An 18,160-nucleotide genomic window follows, 5' to 3' on the forward strand; every position below is an offset into this window, starting at 1 on the left:
CGTCCTGCCCGGCACGCCGGCGGGCCGTGGACGACCCGGACACCGTCGGGTTCGGTGCGGTTCCGGCCGCGCCGAGGCTCTAGCCTTCTCATCATGGCAGCAGCGAGCAAGGTCTTCGCCGCCAGGCTGGCGGGCCTGGTGGTACTCGGCCCGGACGGCGAATCGATCGGCCGGGTCCGGGACATGGTCATCACCGCCAGAGTGGGGAGGCAACAGCCGCGCGTGCTGGGGCTCGTCGTCGAGATGTTCACGCGGAAGCGGATCTTCGTCCCGATCCTGCGGGTGACCACGATCGAACCGGGTTCGGTCACGCTCACCACCGGCAACGTCAGTCTGCGTCGTTTCCATCAGCGCCCCGCCGAGGTGCTCGCGCTCGGGCAGGTGTTGGACTCCCGTGTGCGCGTGGACGACCCCGAACACGAGGAGTTGCACGGCATCGACGTCGTGGTCGTGGATCTCGGTATCGAGCAGACCCGTACGCGGGACTGGGTGGTGTCCAAGGTCGCGGTGCGCGCCGCGCGGGGACGACTCGGACGCCGCGCCGCGATCCGTGTGGTCGACTGGCAGCACGTACAGGGGCTCACCCACACCGATCTGTCGCTGCCCGGGCAGGGCGTGTCCGCCCTCCTGAGTCAGTACGAGGGGATGCGGCCCGCGGACGTGGCGAACGCGATGCGGGATCTGCCCGAGAAACGGCGGCACGAGCTGGCCCTCGCCCTCGACGACGAACGGCTCGCGGACGTCGTCCAGGAACTCCCCGCAGACGACCAGACCGATCTCCTCATGCACCTCGAGGTGGAGCGCGCGGCCGACGTCCTCGAAGCGATGGACCCGGACGACGCCGCCGACGTTCTCGGCGTGCTCCCCGAGACCGAGGCGGAGTCCCTGCTCCGGCTGATGGATCCCGAGGACTCCGAACCCGTGCGCAGGCTGCTCGAACATCTCCCGGACACCGCCGGTGGCCTGATGACCCCCGAGCCGGTCGTGCTCACCGCCGGTGCCACCGTCGCCGAGGCGCTCGCCCGCGTGCGCAATCCCGATCTCACGCCGGCCCTGGCGAGCATCGTGTGTGTCGTCCGGCCACCGACCGCCACTCCGACCGGACGGTATCTCGGCTGTGTCCACCTACAGAAGTTGCTGCGGGAGCCGCCCGCGAGCCTCGTCGGTGGCATCCTCGACACAGACCTGCCCACCCTGGCGCCGGACGATTCCCTGACCGCGGTCACCCGCTACTTCGCCACCTACAACCTGGTGTGTGGCCCGGTGGTGGACGACGAGAACCATCTTCTCGGAGCGGTGACCGTCGACGACGTCCTCGACCACCTGCTGCCCGAGGACTGGCGCGAGGAGGACCCTGCCGATGAGTGACAAGAGCACCCGCAACCTGTCCGACCGGCAGCGCCTCGAGACACCCCGGGGATCACGCGGGTTCCGGTTCAACTACGACGTCGAGGCGGTCGGGCGGGTCAGCGAGAGCATCGCCCGCTTCCTCGGCACCGGACGATATCTGGCCATCCAGACGGGAATCGTGATCGTCTGGATAGCGCTCAACCTGTTCGCGATCAGGCTCCAGTGGGACCCCTACCCGTTCATCCTGCTCAACCTCGCGTTCTCGACCCAGGCGGCGTACGCGGCGCCGCTGATCCTGCTCGCCCAGAATCGGCAGGAGAACCGCGACCGGGTCTCGCTCGAGGAGGACCGCTCGCGCGCCGAGCAGACGAAGGCCGATACCGAGTTCCTGGCCCGGGAGCTCGCCGCGCTGCGTATCGCGGTCGGCGAGGTCGCCACCCGCGACTACGTGCGACGCGAACTCGACGAGATCAAGACGATGCTCGCCGAGATGCAGGCCGCCGATCCCCGCGAGGAGGACTCCGGTCCCACCGATACCGGATCACGGCCGAAGTGAACGACGGTTCCGCCGTCGTCTGAGCGAATACGCATCCCCGTTCGTCACACATATGTAACGTGTGTCACGACCGAGTGGATGTACGCGGTGTGTACGACGAACAGCGCCGCTGGGGGTGAACGAGTGCGGATTCGAGGGTTGCTGACCGCCGCGGTGCTGATCGCCGGCGCCTCCGCGACAGCAGTGTCGTCGACGGGCGTCGTCGCGACGACGGGCGCCGAGCCGCTCGCTGTCGTCGCCGAGCCACCTCTGTCGGGCCCGGACACGGAGCTGGGAGCACAGCCACCGGCCGGATTCGTCCCTCCGACGCCGCGCGTCCCCCGGTCCCAGCGCACCGTGCCCCCGCCGCCTGCACCCGCCATGCAGAGCCCGGAGGTTCCGGCGATGTCCGGGTTGATCGCGGCTCCCATCGTCCTCAGCGCACTGGGCATCCCGGAGATCATCCTCAACGCCTACCGGGCGGCCGAGCTCGAGATGATGATCGAGAAGCCGGGATGCGGCCTACCGTGGCACCTGCTCGCCGGGATCGGCCGCATCGAGTCCGGCCACGCGGGCGGCGGTCGCACCGACGCCGTCGGCACCACGCTCACTCCGATCCTGGGTCCGACGCTCGACGGCCATCTCGCCGGCAACGAGATCATCCGCGACACCGACGGCGGTCTCGTCGACGGCGATCCGCTCCACGACCGAGCCGTCGGACCGATGCAGTTCATCCCGTCCACGTGGGCGCGGTACGCGTCGGACGGCAACGCGGACGGCGTCGCCGACCCGCACAATGTGTTCGATGCCGCGCTGGCGGCGGGCCGGTACCTCTGCTCGGGCGATCTCGACCTGCGGGACGCGAGCCAGCTGCAACGCGCGGTGCTCCGCTACAACAACTCGTCGGTGTACGCGGCCAATGTCCTCACCTGGTCCGAGGCCTACGCGCGCGGCACCACGCCGAACGGGAGCGACACCCCTGGGGGCACGGCGCCGAGCCCCACTCCCAGCCCCGCGGCGGATCTCGCCGCCACACCCGCGGCCCCGGCCGCGCCACCCGATCCCGACGAGGTGCTCCCGGACGCCACGCCCGTCCCGGATGTGATCGACCCCACACTGACGGAACCCGCGCCGGCATTCCCCGGGTTACCACCGCTGCCGGATCTGTCGTGCCTGTTCTGCCCGCCGACGGAGCGCGCGTCGGCACCGCCGCAGCCCGCCCCGGCACCACCCGAGGGCTGATTCCGAGAAGTCACGAAAACAGGACTTTCCCGACCAAACAGGTCACGGATATGTAACGGAACCATCTCGAATCATGTAGCGTCACCGAGGCAATGTCACGAAAGCGCCTCGGAACCGCATCCGAACTCCGCAACTCGAGTTCGCCTGCCCCGGTGTCGAGGCCGCAACTCGTCCCGCCAGTGGGGCCGCAGGAGGATTCGAGTGGGTCGGCACAGTAAGAAATCGGAATCACGTCTGCGCCGCAATTCGGTGATCGCACTGGCGGGCCTGGTGCCCGCCGGGCTGGTCACCGCCGCGAGCAATGCCGGGGCCGACACCGACCTCCCGTTCTTCCAGGCCGAACCAGATGCCGCCGCGGCACCCGAGGCCGCCGGCCCCGGCGCCATCCGTCCCGCCGCCGCACTGGCCGCCGCGGACGTGACCGCGAACATCGACGCCGCCGCGCAGGCGATGCCCGAGCCGACGCCGGAGCCGACGCCCGTGCAGCCGACGCCGCCGCTGCCCGCCAGCATCGCCGAGGGGGCACTCGGCATCCCCGGCGTCCTCGTCGACGCGTACCAGAACGCCGAGCGGATCCTTCGGGTGGAACAGCCCGGCTGCAACATGTACTGGACGCTCATCGCGGGAGTGGGCCGGGTCGAATCCACCCACGCCTACGACGGCAAGGTCGACGAGCGGGGCACGATGCTCGAGCCCGTCCTCGGGCCCCGGCTCGACGGCAGCCTCGCGGGCAACGCCACCATCCGCGACACCGACGGCGGCGCCCTGGACGGCGATCCGGTGTTCGATCGCGCGGTGGGGCCCACCCAGTTCCTCCCGGAGACCTGGAATCGTTACGCCGGTGACGGCAACGGTGACGGTGTGGCCGACCCCCAGAACGTGTACGACTCGGCGCTGACCACCGGCAAGTACCTCTGCGACGGCGGGCTGAACATGCACGATCCGATCCACGTCGCGAAGGCCGTCCACCGCTACAACAACTCGGCGGCATACGTCGCGAACGTCCTCGCCTGGTCCACCGGCTATTCCACCGGCATCGTCCCGACCTCCGCCGAACTCCCCCGGATTCACTGAGCGGCTCCCCCGGAGTCACCGGCCCTGCGCGCGCGTCCCTACGATGGTGTCATGGCAGTACTGAGCGAGTCCGATGTCCGCGGCGCCCTGGCACGCGTGGAGGACCCGGAGATCCGGAAACCCATCACCGATCTCGGGATGGTGCGGAACGTCGACATCTCCGACGACGGCAGCGTCGACATCGGCATCTACCTCACGACTGCCGGATGCCCGATGCGCACCGAGATCACCGAGCGGGTCACCAAGGCCGTCGCGGACGTCTCGGGTGTCGGCGCCATCCGCGTCGAACTGGATGTCATGAACGACGAGCAGCGCACCGAACTGCGTCGCTCGCTCCGCGGCGACTCCGCCGAGCCCGTCATCCCGTTCGCCCAGCCCGGTTCGCTCACGCGCGTCTACGCCGTCGCCTCCGGCAAGGGCGGGGTCGGCAAGTCGTCCGTGACGGTGAATCTCGCCGCGGCCCTCGCGGCCCGCGGGTTGTCCGTCGGTGTCCTCGACGCCGACATCTACGGCCACTCGGTGCCGCGGATGCTCGGCACCGATGCCAAGCCGACACAGGTCGAGCGAATGATCATGCCGCCGATCGCCCACGACGTGAAGATGATCTCGATCGCACAGTTCACCCAGGGAAACACCCCGGTCGTCTGGCGCGGACCGATGCTGCACCGCGCGTTGCAGCAGTTCCTCGCCGACGTCTTCTGGGGCGATCTCGACGTCCTGCTGCTCGATCTGCCGCCCGGCACCGGCGACGTGGCCATCTCGGTGGCCCAGTTGATCCCCAACGCGGAGATCCTCGTCGTCACCACGCCCCAGCAGGCGGCGGCCGAGGTGGCCGAGCGCGCGGGAGCCATCGCACTGCAGACGCGTCAGCGGATCGTCGGCGTGGTCGAGAACATGTCCTGGATGGAGATGCCGGACGGCAGCCGGATGGACGTGTTCGGTTCCGGTGGCGGGCAGGCCGTCGCGGAGCGGCTCACCCGCGCCGTCGGTGCCCAGGTTCCGCTCCTCGGTCAGATCCCCCTCGAGCAGGCGGTGCGAGAGGGAGGCGACTCCGGACTCCCGATCGTGCTCGGTCAGCCCGAGTCCCCGGCCGCCGTCGCCCTACGCGAAGTGGCCGAGAAGCTCGCGGTGCGCAAGCGCGGCCTGGCCGGAATGTCCCTCGGTATCGACACCACCCGGCACCTGTAGCGGGCGCCCGAGCCGTACTCGGGCGAGTGCGGCTCAGGTGGCGTCGGGATCGATCGGCGGCCGGGCGTTCGCCGCGGGCACGTCCGGCGCCGCGGACGCGGGCGGGGTGCCGTTGGTGTCCTGGGACGCCGCGCCGTTCGACGGCGCGGTCTTGTCGAAGTTGCCCGTGAAGATCGAATCGTCACCGTCGAGCAGATGCTTGGTGATCGCGGCCCGTGGACTCATCCCCCGGAGCTGATTGAGCTCGGACAGGGGCTTGCGCAGATCGTCGAACTCGGGACCCAGTTCGTCCTTGAGCTGCTGCGTCGCGCCGGTGGCGTAATCACGCACCTGACGCAGCGACTTCGACACCCAACTGATGGCCCCAGGAAGCCGCTCCGGTCCCAGAATGACCAGAGCTGCGATGAGGAGCACCATGAACTCGCCCCAACCGACGTTGCCGAACACTCGGTCAGACTACTGTGCCGACGCCGTGCGTGCCCAGGCGGAACGACCGTTTCACAGCCTGCTCGCAGGAACGTGCATGCTCAGTCCGAGACCGGGGTGACCTGAACCTCGACGTTGCGTCCCTCGCGCACCAGCTGCACCGTGGTCGGCTCACCGATCTGCTGGAGGTTGATCGCGACGGCCAGCTCGTCGGCGCTGGTGACCTGCCGGTCGCCCACGCGCACGATCACGTCCCGTTCGACGATCCCCGCGTTCGCGGCCGGGCTGCCCTCCCGGACGTTCGCCACCTCGGCGCCACTGGTGGCGTCGTTGACGACGGTGCGGGCATTGACTCCGATGTCCGGGTGGTGCATCACCCCGTCCCGGATGAGTGCCTGGCTGATCGCCGCGACGTCGTCGATCGGGATCGCGAAGCCCAGGCCCACGGACCCGCCGGTCTCGCTGAGCATCGCCGTGTTGATACCGATCACCCGGCCCTCCGAGTCGACCAGCGCGCCTCCGGAGTTGCCGTGGTTGATCGACGCATCGGTCTGCACGGCGTCGATCACGGCGTTGGTGTCGGTGCCCTGGCCGGACAGCCGCATCGGCCGATTGAGGGCACTGACGATGCCCGCCGTGACGGTCTTGCTCAGCCCCAACGGCGAGCCGACGGCGACCACGTCGTCGCCCACCCGCACGTCGCCCGAACGGCCCAACTCGGCGACGGTGAGATTGTCGGCCGCCACCTTGAGCACTGCGAGGTCCATCTTCGTGTCCCTGCCGACGATCTCGGCCTGGGTCTTGGTGCCGTCCGAGAAGATCACCGAGATGGTGGCGCCGTCCGGAGCGGTGGCCGCCGACGAGATCACGTGGTTGTTGGTGACGATGTAGCCGTCCCCGTCGACGACGACGCCCGATCCGGTACTGCCCTGATCCCCCGAGGCCACCTGGATGGACACCACGGCCGGGAGCACGGCGTCGGCGACCTGGGCGACGTTGGACGAGCCCATCTGATCGTCGCCGGTCTGCGCGAGGGTGACCCGCTGGCTCGTCAGGGAACTACGGTCGGCGGTGATCGCCGCGGCGACCAGGCCCCCGAGGACCCCGATGAGGAGGGCGACGCCACCGAGAACGGCGAGGGCTCGCGGCGCGACCTTGCCGCCGAAGAGGACTTCGCGGGCGGAGAGCTGCGGTGCCGGAGCCTGCTCCGGGATCGCGGCGGTGGCGGCCGGTGCGCCGAGCACGACTCCCGCTTCCGGGTCGCGCCACGGATCCGCGGGTGCCTGTGGTTCCTCGGATTCCGCGTCGGAGGAGGCATCGGGATCGCGCTGCAGGGTGTCGACGGCTCCGGGCGGTCTGCCGTACGCCTCGGCGAGCACGGCGTCGGGAGCGGCGGTCCGCACCTCGGGAGTACTGCGGCGGGCCGCCTCGGGCGCGAACGATCCGGCGACGTCGTCGGGCCTGCCGAACACGCGCGCCGCGGCGTCGTCCACCGGCGGGCGGTACACGGGGCGGGGCTCGAGCCTGGGCGCGTCCTCGGGACGCGTGATCGCCGTCTTTCCGGCGTCGTCGGCGCCGCCCGCCCATGTGGACGGGGCGTCACCCTTCGTTTCGGCCGTCACGTCTGGTGTGTCCCCCTCATGTCCGTCGCTCACGCGCCCAGTATCACCGATACCGCGGCGCCGCCGTTCGTCCGGTGTTCACCGGCGTCGCAGCCGCGGCCAGCGCCGCGACTCCGGCGCGAGCGGCGTGACGGCTGCGCTCCGGGCGGGGGACTCGTCGACCTGGCAGGACGGGATCTGGGACAGGAGCCCGAGCAGTGCGGACGGCATCGACATCTCGCCACTGCACCGCAGTGCCCGGCGAGCCTGCTGCTGGGCGTCCACCTCCGCGGCGCACTCCGGGCAGGCCGCGAGATGACTGGCCGCGCGCAGATAGGCGCTCATCCGGAGTTCGCCGTCGACGTAAGCGGCTATCGCCTCGCTCGCCAGGTGCTCCGTGGAGCCGAACTCGCGAGGTGCGTGCCCCTGCGTCATACGTCCTCCTGTCAGAACCTATCCGATCCCGACCTGATCGGAATCGACCTTTCCTCGTGCCGCCAGCTGCTCGCGCAGAGCCTGTCGGCCCCGGTGGATCCGGCTCCGCACCGTTCCGAGCTTCACACCCAGTGTGGCACCGATCTCCTCGTAGGACAGGCCCTCGATGTCACACAGTACGACCGCGGCACGGAATTCGGGAGCGAGCGAGTCCAACGCCGCCTGAAGATCGGCGTCGAGCCGGGCATCGTGGTAGATCTCCTCCGGATTGGGTCCGTCGGACGGCACCCGGTCGTAGTCCTCGGGCAGTGCTTCCATCCGGATGCGGTTGCGCCGACGCACCATGTCCAGGAACAGGTTGGTCGTGATGCGGTGCAACCAGCCCTCGAACGTGCCCGGCTGGTAGTCGGACAGCGAGCGGAACACCCGGATGAACGTCTCCTGGGTGAGGTCCTCGGCGTCCTGCGCGTCGCCGGACAGCCGGTAGGCCAGGCGGTAGACGCGGTCACCGTGTTCGCGCACCAACTCTTCCCAGGACGGCATCACCGCTTTGTCCCCGGTGGCATCGAACCTGGCGGTTCCGGTCAGACCTGCGGGATCGGCGTCACCCGTCTCCGGCGTGAGTGTGCGCGTATCGTCGACCATCGAAATAAGTGGATCCTCCTACTCGGGACCGCGGTGGCCCGGAAGACGTCTTCGTTCTCAACTCCCGGGACCGAGCTTTTGTTCCCGTGTGCGCCGAGAAGGTCGAAGTCGTCGTCCTCGCCTGTCCGTCGGGGTGGCCGCCGGGCGGTCGTGGGATCGTCTGACAGGGTTCACTCTCCCGCACTGCGGTGTGGTGCCGATATGAGTTACCTGAGCCCAACCTGAGAATTCCGGCCGCGCCTGTCAGCGGCGAACGGCCCACGACGATAGCCTCGTCATCGTGCACACAAACGCCGAGCGGATCCTCACTCACGCCGAGGGCGCCGTCCGGGAGGACGAGGCCATCGGTGCCGCGCGCGAAAAAGCTCTCGACCTGGGCGCCTCTCCCGTCTCCCCCGCCGTCGGCGCGTTGCTCGCGATGTTCGCCCGGATGTCCGACGCCCGAACCGTCGTCGAGATCGGTACCGGCGCCGGGGTCAGCAGCCTGTGGCTCCTGCGTGGCATGCGTGAGGACGGCGTACTCACCACCATCGACAGCGAGCCCGAGCACCAGCGGGCGGCGAAGCAGTCGTTCCGCCACGCCGAGGTCGCCCCCGCCCGCACCCGGCTGATCAACGGCTGGGCGCAGGACGTGCTCCCCCGGCTCGCCGAGGAGTCCTACGACCTGGTCTTCGTCGACAGCTCGCCGGTGGATCACCCCGAATACGTACGCGAAGGGGTCCGGCTGCTGCGGCCGGGCGGCACCATCGTCCTGCACAACGCCCTCAACGGCGGCCTGGCCGCCGATACCAGCCAGCGCGACGCCGCGTCCCTCGCCGTACGCGAGGCCGCCAAGGCGCTGTCCGACGACACCGAGCTGATCCGGGTTTTCGTCCCGCTCGGAGAGGGCTTGCTGTGCGCTGCCAAACTCTGAGGCGCTGCCGAACTCCGGACCGTCGGGGCAGCTGAGGCGCGTCCCGGGTCGGTCAGATCCAGACGCCCTTCCCGATGGCGACGACGCCACCGTTGCTCACGGCGAACCGCTGGCGGTCCCGTTCGACGTCCACTCCGATGATCTCGCCGTCCCCGACGACCACGTTCTTGTCGAGGATCGCCCGTCGCACGACGGCGCCCTTGCCGATACGCACTCCGGGCATCAGGACGCTGCCCTCGACGGTCGCCCCGTCCTCGACCATGACGTTCGAACTGAGCACCGAGTTGCGCACGGTGGCGGCGGAGAGGATCGAGCCGGCACCGACCACCGATTCCTGCGCCAGCCCACCCTTGACGAACTTGGCGGGCGGCAGGTTCTCGGTCTCGCCACGGATGGGCCAGCGGCGGTTGTAGAGGTTGAACACCGGATGCACCGACACCAGATCCATGTGGGCGTCGTAGAAGGCGTCGATCGTTCCCACGTCCCGCCAGTAGCCGCGGTCGCGGTCGGTGGCGCCGGGGACGACGTTGTCCTTGAAGTCGTAGACGTGCGCGTCACCGGCCTCGACGAGCATCGGGATGATGTCGCCGCCCATGTCGTGGTCGGAGTCGGAGTTCTCCGAGTCGGCGCGGATGGCGTCGACGAGCACCTTGGTGGTGAACACGTAGTTGCCCATGGACGCGAACGTGGCGTTGGGATCGTCCGGGGTGCCGGGAGGGTGGGCCGGCTTCTCGAGGAACTGGGTGATGCGACCGGACTCGTCACTGTCGATGCAACCGAACGCGAACGCCTCGCTCCTCGGCACCCGGATCCCGGCGACGGTGACGCCCGCTCCGGACTCGATGTGGCTCTGCACCATCTGCTCGGGGTCCATCCGGTACACGTGATCGGCGCCGAACACGACGATGTACTCGGGGTCCTCGTCGTAGACCAGGTTGAGCGACTGCAGGATCGCGTCCGCGCTTCCGGTGTACCAGCGCGGGCCGAGCCGCTGCTGCGCCGGGACCGGCGTGATGTACTCGCCCGCGAATCCGGACAGACGCCACGTCTGGGAGATGTGCCGGTCGAGCGAGTGCGACTTGTACTGGGTGAGTACACAGATCCGGAGATAGCCGGCGTTGACCAGGTTGCTCAGGACGAAGTCGATCAGTCGGTAGGCCCCTCCGAACGGTACTGCCGGCTTGGCCCGATCCGCCGTCAGCGGATACAGACGTTTGCCCTCGCCGCCGGCGAGCACGATTCCAAGCACATGGGGCTGGCTCCTCACACGTGTAAACCTATCCGGCGGCCCGCACCCCCGCCACAGAAGCCCTCGATCGGCGCTACCGGGCGAGTCTCGCCGTCTGTACCGACGACCCGAACTCCCCCGATCGGTGGCCCCGTTCCGTGGTGGCGGTTATGTTGAGCGCGTGCGCGTGGCGATGATGACCCGGGAGTACCCGCCCGAGGTGTACGGCGGTGCCGGCGTACACGTCACCGAGCTCGTCGCCCAGCTCACCCGCCTGTGCGAGGTCGACGTGCACTGCATGGGCGCACCCCGTCCCGGGGCGATCGTGCACCAGCCCGATCCCGCCCTCGCGGGAGCGAATCCGGCCTTGTCCACCCTGTCCGCCGAGCTCCGCATGACGGATGCGGCCTCGGCAGCCGACGTGGTGCATTCGCACACCTGGTACACCGGCCTCGCCGGCCATCTCTCGGCCGCGCTGTACGACGTGCCACACATCCTCACGGCGCACTCGCTCGAGCCCCGACGGCCGTGGAAAGCCGAACAACTGGGCGGCGGGTACCGCATCTCGTCCTGGTCCGAACGTAATGCGATCGAGCACGCCGACGCCGTCATCGCGGTCAGTGCCGGAATGCGGCTGGACGTGCTGGACGCCTACCCCGGCGTCGATCCGGCGCGGGTGCACGTCGTACGCAACGGAATAGACACCACGACGTGGCACCCGGGCCCACCTGCGGACGATGCCGGGTCCGTGCTCCGGGAGCTGGGCGTCGACCCGGACCGGCCGATCGTGGCGTTCGTCGGGAGGATCACCCGCCAGAAGGGCGTCGGGCATCTCCTCGCCGCCGCCCACCGCTTCGATCCCGGGATCCAACTGGTGCTGTGCGCCGGAGCCCCCGACACTCCGGAGATCGCCACCGAGACCGAACGGGCCGTCGCCGAGCTGTCGCGGGAGCGCACGGGTGTCCACTGGGTGCGGGACATGCTTCCGGCCGAACAGGTCCGCGAAATTCTCTCGGCAGCGACGATCTTCGTCTGCCCGTCGGTGTACGAGCCGTTGGGGATCGTGAATCTCGAAGCCATGGCGTGCGAGACCGCGGTCGTGGCCTCCGACGTGGGCGGCATCCCCGAGGTCGTCGACGACGGCGTCACCGGCCGGCTGGTGCACTACGACTCCTATCGGTCCGAGGCCTTCGAGCACGCACTGGCGGACGCGGTGAACGAACTGGCTGCCGATACGGCGACGGCCGACGGGATGGGCCGGGCCGGGCGGATCCGCGCGGTCGCGGAGTTCTCGTGGGCACAGATCGCCCGCCAGACGTTGTCCGTATACACCGATGCGCTGGCCCGCTACACGTGAGGGCTCGTTCCCGGCCGGTCGGGCTGTGACGGCCTGGCGCCACACTGCTGCCCGGTAAACTCGCCGCCATGTCGTGTGCGTCGGGAAGTCGGGAAGTGTGACCGGTTACGCGGCCCGATGGGCGACACACAACGTCGAACGACGGACCGCGATCGTGCAGGCAGCCGTCGAGTTGCTCGAGGAGAGCCCCGCGGGAACCGAACTGTCGGTGCGCGCCGTCGCCGAGCGAGCCGGGGTGGCGAAGTCCGTCCTGTACCGGCAGTTCGGCGGCAAGGACGAGCTCGAGCGCCGCATGCGGTCACACATCGTCGACGAGCTGGGCGCCTTGCTGACCTCGAAGCTGGACCTGAGCACCGGATCCGTCCGCAGCATCATCTCGCGCACCGTGCAGGTACTCGCGGACTGGATGATCGAACATCCTCGGTGGGACGAGTTCCTCCGCGGCGGACCGACTTTCGACGGCGACGAGTCGCTGGATGCGGTGAGTGAACTGAAACTACGGATGGCGCGCAGGTCCGAGGCCATCCTCGCGTCGATCGCGGACGCCCTCGACGTCGATCCCCAAGCGTTCGAACCCGTCCCGTACGCCGTGGTCACCATGGTCGAGGCCACCATGTCGACCTGGATCAGGCAGGACGCCCCCGAGCGGCCGCGCAGCCGTATCGTCTCGGATCTCACCGACCTGACGGTGTACATCCTGGACGGCGCGGCTCGCTCGGTGGGCGTGGTGGCCGATCCCGACGAGGAGTTCACCGCGGTGTTGCAGAGCGTGGCGAAGTCGTCCGAGTAGTAACTCGGCTCCCGCCGTCAGGCGGCCACGCGTGCGGTGCGTTGCGGCTCGCCGCGGTAGCGGGCGTGGCGCCCGTCGATGTGCAGCATTTTCCACAGTCGCCGGGTGGCTCGGTTCATCAACCCGAGTTCGTCCGCCAGCGCCCGCATCTCGGTGAAGTACTCGGCGAGGATCGCGCGCGAATGCGGGCTGCGCCAGAACGCTTCCCGCATCACCTCCCGCGGAATCCCCATGTCGGCCGCAAAGGCTCGGGACGGGGCCATGATCTCGCCGGCCAGCCACCGCATGGCCAGCGGGAATGCCACTGCACACACTCCGCGGGAGAACTTGCCCATCGCCCCGACATGCGCCTTCAGGTACTCGTGCGCGAAGGAGATGTGACGCGCTTCCTCGGCGATGTGGATCACCATGACCTGGAACACGGCGGGCGGGATGTTCGCGCCCTCGCGGATCAGCGCCTTCTGGAAGTGATCGATCGGTTCCTCGCCGCCGAGTATGCCGATGAACAGAACGGCGTGGGCGTAGCCGCCCAGCACCCCGATCAGGGGCGAGGCCGCCCGGAAGAACGGCCGCATCCCCGGCACGTCCTCGCCGGACCGATTCACCAGCTCCTGGAACATCTGGATGTGGTTGCACTCTTCGGTCATCTCGTGCAGGCAGTACCGGAACTCGGGCGACCCGTTGGGCAGCTTCATGACGTACTGCATCATTCCCCGGATCAGGATGCTCTCGAACGCGGCGCCGACCTTGATCGAGTTGAGCGTGCGTCGCCTGCCGATCTCGATGCGGCGCTCCAGCGGCAGATCCTGATACCACCGGGTCGCGCCCAGGGGATCGACCTCGGGCGACAGCACCCACCGCGGATCCTGTGGGTCGAGCGCCATCGCGGGCGAATCCCATTCGATGTCGACATAGGGATCGAAGCTGCGGTGCACCGATCCTTCCGACAGCGTCTGCAGGATGTCGCGATAGTCCTGCGTGATGATCGTGGAACGTGACGGTGCTGGCACCGATGATGCGGGCACTGACATCGCTGACTCCTCGCTGAGTAGGTTCGTCCTCGATGCCAATTTAGCGGGAACGCCGGTACCGGTAAATGGTCCACGGCGAAGTCGTCCGGTTTCGGAGCCCGAAAAAAATGTCCGACGGGAGGGCGTGACCTATCCGCCGGCGGCGACACGTCGGTAGCGCGAGATCGTCACCGACGCGGTGACCGGCAACGGTTCGGGGAGCCGCGCAACGGATTCGGCGAGTCCGGCCGGGGTGAGATGCCGTGCGGAGGGACCCATGCCCACCAGGTTCACGATGTCGTCGTGGCCGAGCCGCATGGTGTACTCGACGGTCCTGCGGTCGACGGCGGTGAACCGCCCGGCCGTCGTCGCATCGAGGCGCTCGACCTTCCGATCGTCCACCTGCACCATCGCGAGCGCGCCCACCAGTTCCGCGAGGTGCCGTTCGGTGGGGCCGACCACGATCAGCTCGCCGCCCGGATCCAGAACCCGGTGGGTCTCGGCCGCGTTGCGGGGGGCGAACACACACAGCACGTGGCTGAGCGCACCGTCCCGCACCGGGAGGGCGCGCCAGGCGTCGGCGACGACGGCCCCGGCACGCGGATGCGACTTCGCGAGCCGTCGGGCGGCGAACTTCGACACGTCGAGCCCGATGCCGCGGGCGGACGTCGTCGCGTCCAGGACACCGGCCAGGTAGTGGCCGGTCCCCGCGCCGATCTCGAGGAGGCGGGGTGCGGGATCGTCCATGCCGCCCACGGCTTCCGACAGTTCCGCGACGATGCCGTCGAAATGTCCTGCCGACAGGAAATTCGCACGGCACGAGATCATCTCGGCGCTGTCTCCCTCGAACTTGGTCGCGGCGCCGGTGAGGAGTGTGACGTACCCCTGCCGCGCGACGTCGAAGGTGTGCCCGCGCTCGCACACGACCGTGCCGTCCTCGAGGTCGACCGGGGCCGCGCACTGCGGGCAGGCCAGCAGATCGATCACCTCGGCGAGCACGGCACCCCCGCACGGGAGTCCCGGAACCGGACTCCCCCGACAGGAGACGACCCGGGCCCCGCGCCGGTGACGGCGAGCGGGGCCCGGGTCGACGAGATCTGTTCGGGCATCACGAGCTGGTGACGGCCTTCAGTTCCTCTCCCAGCGCAGCGGCTTCGTCGGGGGTGAGTTCGACGACCAGCCGTCCACCACCCTCGAGCGGTACCCGCATGACGATTCCTCGCCCCTCTTTGGTTGCTTCGAGGGGACCGTCTCCGGTCCGGGGCTTCATGGCCGCCATCCTCTGCTCCCTCCAAATCTGCGCTGCGTGCTCGCGCCTCGACAATCGGTATCCTCACCGAGGGTCGGCGAGGCTCACCGCTCCATTCTTCCCTATCGGAGCCGAAACCGGGAACCTGACTCGGCTTCGCCGCTGCTCGGCGTGGTTTCGGGTGGCCCCTCAGCGTGCTCGGGGCACCCAGCATCCGGCGAGGTGATCGTCCACCATCCCGGTGGCCTGCATGAGCGCATATGCCGTGGTGGGGCCGACGAATCTGAAGCCACGACGCTTGAGCTCCTTCGCCATCGCGGTGGACTCCGGGGTCACTGCGGGGACGTCGTCCATCAGGGCCGGGCGGGCCGGGCGCGCCGGTGGCGCGAACGACCACAGCAGTGAGTCCAGGTCGGTGTCGGACAGGTCGAGCACTGCCCGCGCGTTGGACACCGCGGCCTCGATCTTCGCCCGGTTGCGGACGATGGACGCGTCCTGGAGGAGCCGCTCGACGTCGGCGGAACCGAACTCGGCCACCGTCTCGGGGACGAACCCGGCGAACGCCTTCCGGAACGCCTCCCGCTTGCGCAGGATCGTGATCCACGCCAGTCCGGACTGGAATGCTTCGAGTACGAGCCGCTCGTACAGGGCGGCCGTCCCGTGCACCGGCCGGCCCCACTCGTTGTCGTGATAGTCGCGGTAGATCGTCGATCCGGCGGTGTCCACGGCCCACGCACAGCGCACGGGCTCGGCGACCGCCGTCATCGCTCACCACCGGCGTCACTGCGTGAGCGCTCACGTTCCAACTGCTCGCGCAGCGAGTCGATCTCGGCACCGAGGCGTTCGAGTGCCCAGTCCACCTCGCTCTGCTTGTAGCCCCGCAGCGTCTGCTGGAATCGCAGCGCCTGCACGTCCGCCCCCGTCACCTCACGCACCGGCAACTGGGTGGGAGTGGTGCCCGGCGGCAACGGCGCCAACTCCTCCGACCTGCCGAACACCGCGCTGGCGGCGAAGAACAGCATCGCACCCACCAGGACCATGACGACGAGATAGATCAGGGCAGTGAACATGACCCGATCCTGTCACGCCCTCCCGACGGGGTGAAGGTGGCCTTCGGCCGGTCTGACGAGGCGAAGGCCACCTTCACCCGGGTAGGGGCAGGGGGCGGGTGGGGATGGGGTGGGTTAGGGGTGGCCGTTCAGGCGCGGACGGTGTTCATCGGGGGACGGTCGGTGAGTTCGACCTCGCTACTGACCGGGCGGAACGATTCTCCGTCGACGACGAACTGGGTCAGCCCGTCGCCGGTGTCGGGGATTCCGCAACGGCGCAGCATGGTGCCGATGATCTGCCGGCTCATCACCCCGAGCTCGGACAACGGGCGGTTCCGATGCTTGCGCACACCCAGATTCACCTGGCCGATGGCACCGAGACCGAGACGGTCGTAGGTGTCGAGGAGCAGACCGATCTCCACTCCGTAGCCGGGCGCGAACGGGACCGCCGACAACAGTTCACGGGTTCCGGCGTACTCGCCGCCCAGCGGCTGGACGACGTTGGTCAGTTCGGGCCGGAGCGCCGCGAGCAGAGGCCGGGCGACGAGTTCGGTGACCCGGCCGCCACCGTGCGCCTCCTCGGCACCGCTGAGCCGCAGCGGACGGCGATAGTAGCCCTTCACGAGGTGGATCCCGTCGGCCAGGAGCAGCGGGCCCAGCAACTTGGGCACGAACGCCGGATCCGGTTCCACCAGGTCCGAGTCCACGAAGGCGATGAGGTCCCCGGTGCTGGCGGCCACCGCGCGCCACAGCACCTCCCCCTTGCCCGCCACCGGCGAGATCGAGGGCACCGCCTGCTCCCGGCTGACCACCGTCGCGCCGGCTGCCCGGGCCCGCTCGGCGGTGCGATCCGTCGAGCCGGAGTCGAGCACGATCAGTTCGTCGACGAGACCACCGAGCAGGGGGCGGATGGTGTCGACCACCGCTCCCACCGTGTCCTCCTCGTCGAGGGCGGGCAGGACGACCGAGACCGTCCGGCCGTTCTTGGCCCGCTCGAGTTCGTCGATACTCCACGACGGCTGATCCCAGCTGTTCGCCTCCGCCCACGACGACGTGGTCGCCGCTCCGGACGGGACGTTCCGGGTACCCACTGCGGGGCTTCCTGCGATGGTCATGCCAAACCCCTCACCGTTCGGGTGGGCGCGCGCGTTCCTTCGATGGCGGCCACCATGTCGACCACCCGACGCGTCGATGCCACTTCGTGGACGCGGAAGACTCGGGCGCCCCGAGCTGCGGCCAATGCTGTCGCTGCCAATGTTCCCTCCAAGCGCTCGTCGAGACCCACACCCAGAGTTTCCCCGATAAAATCCTTGTTGCTCAGTGCCATCAGGACTGGCCATCCGGTGTTTACAAGATCGTCCACTCGCCGCAACAACTCGAGCCCGTGGAAGGTGTTCTTGCCGAAATCGTGGGTCGGATCGACCAGAATCGAGTCGGCCGCCACACCTGCCCGCACGGCATTCTCGGCCGCCGAGACGACCTCGCCGACGACGTCGGCCACCACGTCGGTGTAGCGCACCCGAAACGGCCGCGTCCGCGGAACGGCTCCTCCGGTGTGGGAACAGACGATGCCGGCTCCGGCCTCGGCCGCCACCGACACGAGTTCGGGGTCCGCTCCGGCCCACGTGTCGTTCACGAGATCCGCGCCCTCCGCACACGCCTTGCCGGCGACCTCACCGCGCCAGGTGTCCACACTGATCAGCAGATCGGGATAGCGCGCCCGGATGGCGGCCACGAACGGCACCACCCGGCGGATCTCCTCCGCCGCGTCGACCTCGGCGCCCGGCCCGGCCTTGACCCCGCCGATGTCGACCAGATCGGCACCTTCGCGCACGGCACGGTCGACGGCTTCCATCGCCGCGTCGTCGGAGAACGTGGCGCCCCGGTCGTAGAACGAATCCGGGGTGCGGTTGACGATCGCCATGACGAGGGCACGGTCGACCGCGACCGGACGCCCGCAGAGCGTCGCCGACGGGCCTTCACCGGGGGTAGCCATGGGACCCATAGTGGCACGCACGCGGAAAACCCCTCCGGACCAGCTCCGGCGGAACCGACCGGGAGAGCTGCT

Annotated in this window: 20 protein-coding genes; 8 read left to right on the plus strand and 12 right to left on the minus strand. The window is 69.2% G+C overall.

Going from position 1 to position 18,160, the window contains the following annotated elements:
- The first annotated feature begins 93 nt into the window (after window positions 1-93).
- The 5 genes from G4H71_RS03635 to G4H71_RS03655 all read left to right on the plus strand — a co-directional run bounded on the left by G4H71_RS03635 (window position 94) and on the right by G4H71_RS03655 (window position 5,389).
- On the plus strand, window positions 94-1,368 hold the full coding sequence (locus G4H71_RS03635) for a magnesium transporter MgtE N-terminal domain-containing protein (RefSeq protein WP_072736758.1): 1,275 nt from the start codon (window positions 94-96) through the stop codon (window positions 1,366-1,368).
- On the plus strand, window positions 1,361-1,906 hold the full coding sequence (locus tag G4H71_RS03640) for a DUF1003 domain-containing protein (protein WP_072736757.1): 546 nt from the start codon (window positions 1,361-1,363) through the stop codon (window positions 1,904-1,906). The genes G4H71_RS03635 and G4H71_RS03640 overlap by 8 nt, the downstream gene beginning before the upstream one ends.
- A 123-nt stretch (window positions 1,907-2,029) precedes the next feature.
- The gene (locus tag G4H71_RS03645) at window positions 2,030-3,127 is read left to right on the plus strand and encodes a lytic transglycosylase domain-containing protein (protein WP_072736756.1); all 1,098 of its coding nucleotides are present in this window, start codon (window positions 2,030-2,032) and stop codon (window positions 3,125-3,127) included.
- Between the two features lie 201 nt (window positions 3,128-3,328).
- The gene (locus tag G4H71_RS03650) at window positions 3,329-4,201 is read left to right on the plus strand and encodes a lytic transglycosylase domain-containing protein (RefSeq protein WP_072736755.1); all 873 of its coding nucleotides are present in this window, start codon (window positions 3,329-3,331) and stop codon (window positions 4,199-4,201) included.
- 51 nt (window positions 4,202-4,252) lie between these two features.
- On the plus strand, window positions 4,253-5,389 hold the full coding sequence (locus G4H71_RS03655; RefSeq protein WP_072736754.1) for an Mrp/NBP35 family ATP-binding protein: 1,137 nt from the start codon (window positions 4,253-4,255) through the stop codon (window positions 5,387-5,389).
- Window positions 5,390-5,422: 33 nt separating this feature from the next.
- On the opposite strand, the gene tatB is transcribed toward G4H71_RS03655, so the two are convergent.
- The 4 genes from tatB to sigE form a co-directional block, all read right to left on the minus strand.
- A complete protein-coding gene (tatB, locus tag G4H71_RS03660) occupies window positions 5,423-5,836 on the minus strand; it encodes a Sec-independent protein translocase protein TatB (RefSeq protein WP_072736753.1) in 414 nt (137 codons plus the stop codon).
- 80 nt (window positions 5,837-5,916) lie between these two features.
- A complete protein-coding gene (locus G4H71_RS03665) occupies window positions 5,917-7,365 on the minus strand; it encodes a S1C family serine protease (RefSeq protein WP_083342832.1) in 1,449 nt (482 codons plus the stop codon).
- Window positions 7,366-7,515: 150 nt separating this feature from the next.
- Entirely contained in the window at window positions 7,516-7,851 is a 336-nt protein-coding gene (locus G4H71_RS03670; protein ID WP_072736751.1) for an anti-sigma factor family protein, read from the minus strand.
- Between the two features lie 18 nt (window positions 7,852-7,869).
- Window positions 7,870-8,496, minus strand: a complete 627-nt coding sequence (gene sigE, locus G4H71_RS03675; protein WP_072736750.1) for an RNA polymerase sigma factor SigE — start codon at window positions 8,494-8,496, stop codon at window positions 7,870-7,872.
- Window positions 8,497-8,776: 280 nt separating this feature from the next.
- On the opposite strand from sigE, the gene G4H71_RS03680 reads away from it, so the two are divergent.
- On the plus strand, window positions 8,777-9,409 hold the full coding sequence (locus tag G4H71_RS03680) for an O-methyltransferase (protein ID WP_072736749.1): 633 nt from the start codon (window positions 8,777-8,779) through the stop codon (window positions 9,407-9,409).
- Between the two features lie 52 nt (window positions 9,410-9,461).
- On the opposite strand, the gene glgC is transcribed toward G4H71_RS03680, so the two are convergent.
- Complete coding sequence (gene glgC / locus G4H71_RS03685) at window positions 9,462-10,676, minus strand: glucose-1-phosphate adenylyltransferase (RefSeq protein ID WP_072736748.1); 1,215 nt, start codon at window positions 10,674-10,676, stop codon at window positions 9,462-9,464.
- A gap of 142 nt (window positions 10,677-10,818) precedes the next feature.
- Here glgC and glgA point away from each other — a divergent pair, with 142 nt between their 5' ends.
- Window positions 10,819-11,994, plus strand: a complete 1,176-nt coding sequence (gene glgA, locus G4H71_RS03690) for a glycogen synthase (RefSeq protein WP_072736747.1) — start codon at window positions 10,819-10,821, stop codon at window positions 11,992-11,994.
- Between the two features lie 97 nt (window positions 11,995-12,091).
- The gene (locus G4H71_RS03695; protein ID WP_083342759.1) at window positions 12,092-12,784 is read left to right on the plus strand and encodes a TetR/AcrR family transcriptional regulator; all 693 of its coding nucleotides are present in this window, start codon (window positions 12,092-12,094) and stop codon (window positions 12,782-12,784) included.
- Between the two features lie 17 nt (window positions 12,785-12,801).
- On the opposite strand, the gene G4H71_RS03700 is transcribed toward G4H71_RS03695, so the two are convergent.
- From G4H71_RS03700 to folP, 7 genes are all read right to left on the minus strand, one after another.
- Entirely contained in the window at window positions 12,802-13,809 is a 1,008-nt protein-coding gene (locus G4H71_RS03700) for an AurF N-oxygenase family protein (RefSeq protein WP_072736745.1), read from the minus strand.
- Between the two features lie 135 nt (window positions 13,810-13,944).
- The gene (locus G4H71_RS03705; RefSeq protein ID WP_072736744.1) at window positions 13,945-14,793 is read right to left on the minus strand and encodes a putative RNA methyltransferase; all 849 of its coding nucleotides are present in this window, start codon (window positions 14,791-14,793) and stop codon (window positions 13,945-13,947) included.
- A gap of 109 nt (window positions 14,794-14,902) precedes the next feature.
- Window positions 14,903-15,073 (minus strand): DUF3117 domain-containing protein, encoded by a 171-nt coding sequence (locus tag G4H71_RS03710; RefSeq protein WP_072736743.1) that lies wholly within the window; start codon window positions 15,071-15,073, stop codon window positions 14,903-14,905.
- Between the two features lie 159 nt (window positions 15,074-15,232).
- Complete coding sequence (locus G4H71_RS03715; protein WP_072736742.1) at window positions 15,233-15,808, minus strand: DNA-3-methyladenine glycosylase I; 576 nt, start codon at window positions 15,806-15,808, stop codon at window positions 15,233-15,235.
- A complete protein-coding gene (locus G4H71_RS03720; protein WP_072736741.1) occupies window positions 15,805-16,113 on the minus strand; it encodes a DivIVA domain-containing protein in 309 nt (102 codons plus the stop codon). The genes G4H71_RS03715 and G4H71_RS03720 overlap by 4 nt, the downstream gene beginning before the upstream one ends.
- Before the next feature lie 128 nt (window positions 16,114-16,241).
- Window positions 16,242-17,207 (minus strand): glucosyl-3-phosphoglycerate synthase, encoded by a 966-nt coding sequence (locus tag G4H71_RS03725; protein ID WP_072736740.1) that lies wholly within the window; start codon window positions 17,205-17,207, stop codon window positions 16,242-16,244.
- Window positions 17,204-18,088, minus strand: coding sequence for a dihydropteroate synthase (folP, locus tag G4H71_RS03730; protein WP_371842139.1), 885 nt, complete (start codon window positions 18,086-18,088; stop codon window positions 17,204-17,206). The genes G4H71_RS03725 and folP overlap by 4 nt, the downstream gene beginning before the upstream one ends.
- Window positions 18,089-18,160 lie beyond the last annotated feature (72 nt).

This window comes from Rhodococcus triatomae, from assembly GCF_014217785.1.
Lineage (GTDB): Bacteria > Actinomycetota > Actinomycetes > Mycobacteriales > Mycobacteriaceae > Rhodococcus_F > Rhodococcus_F triatomae.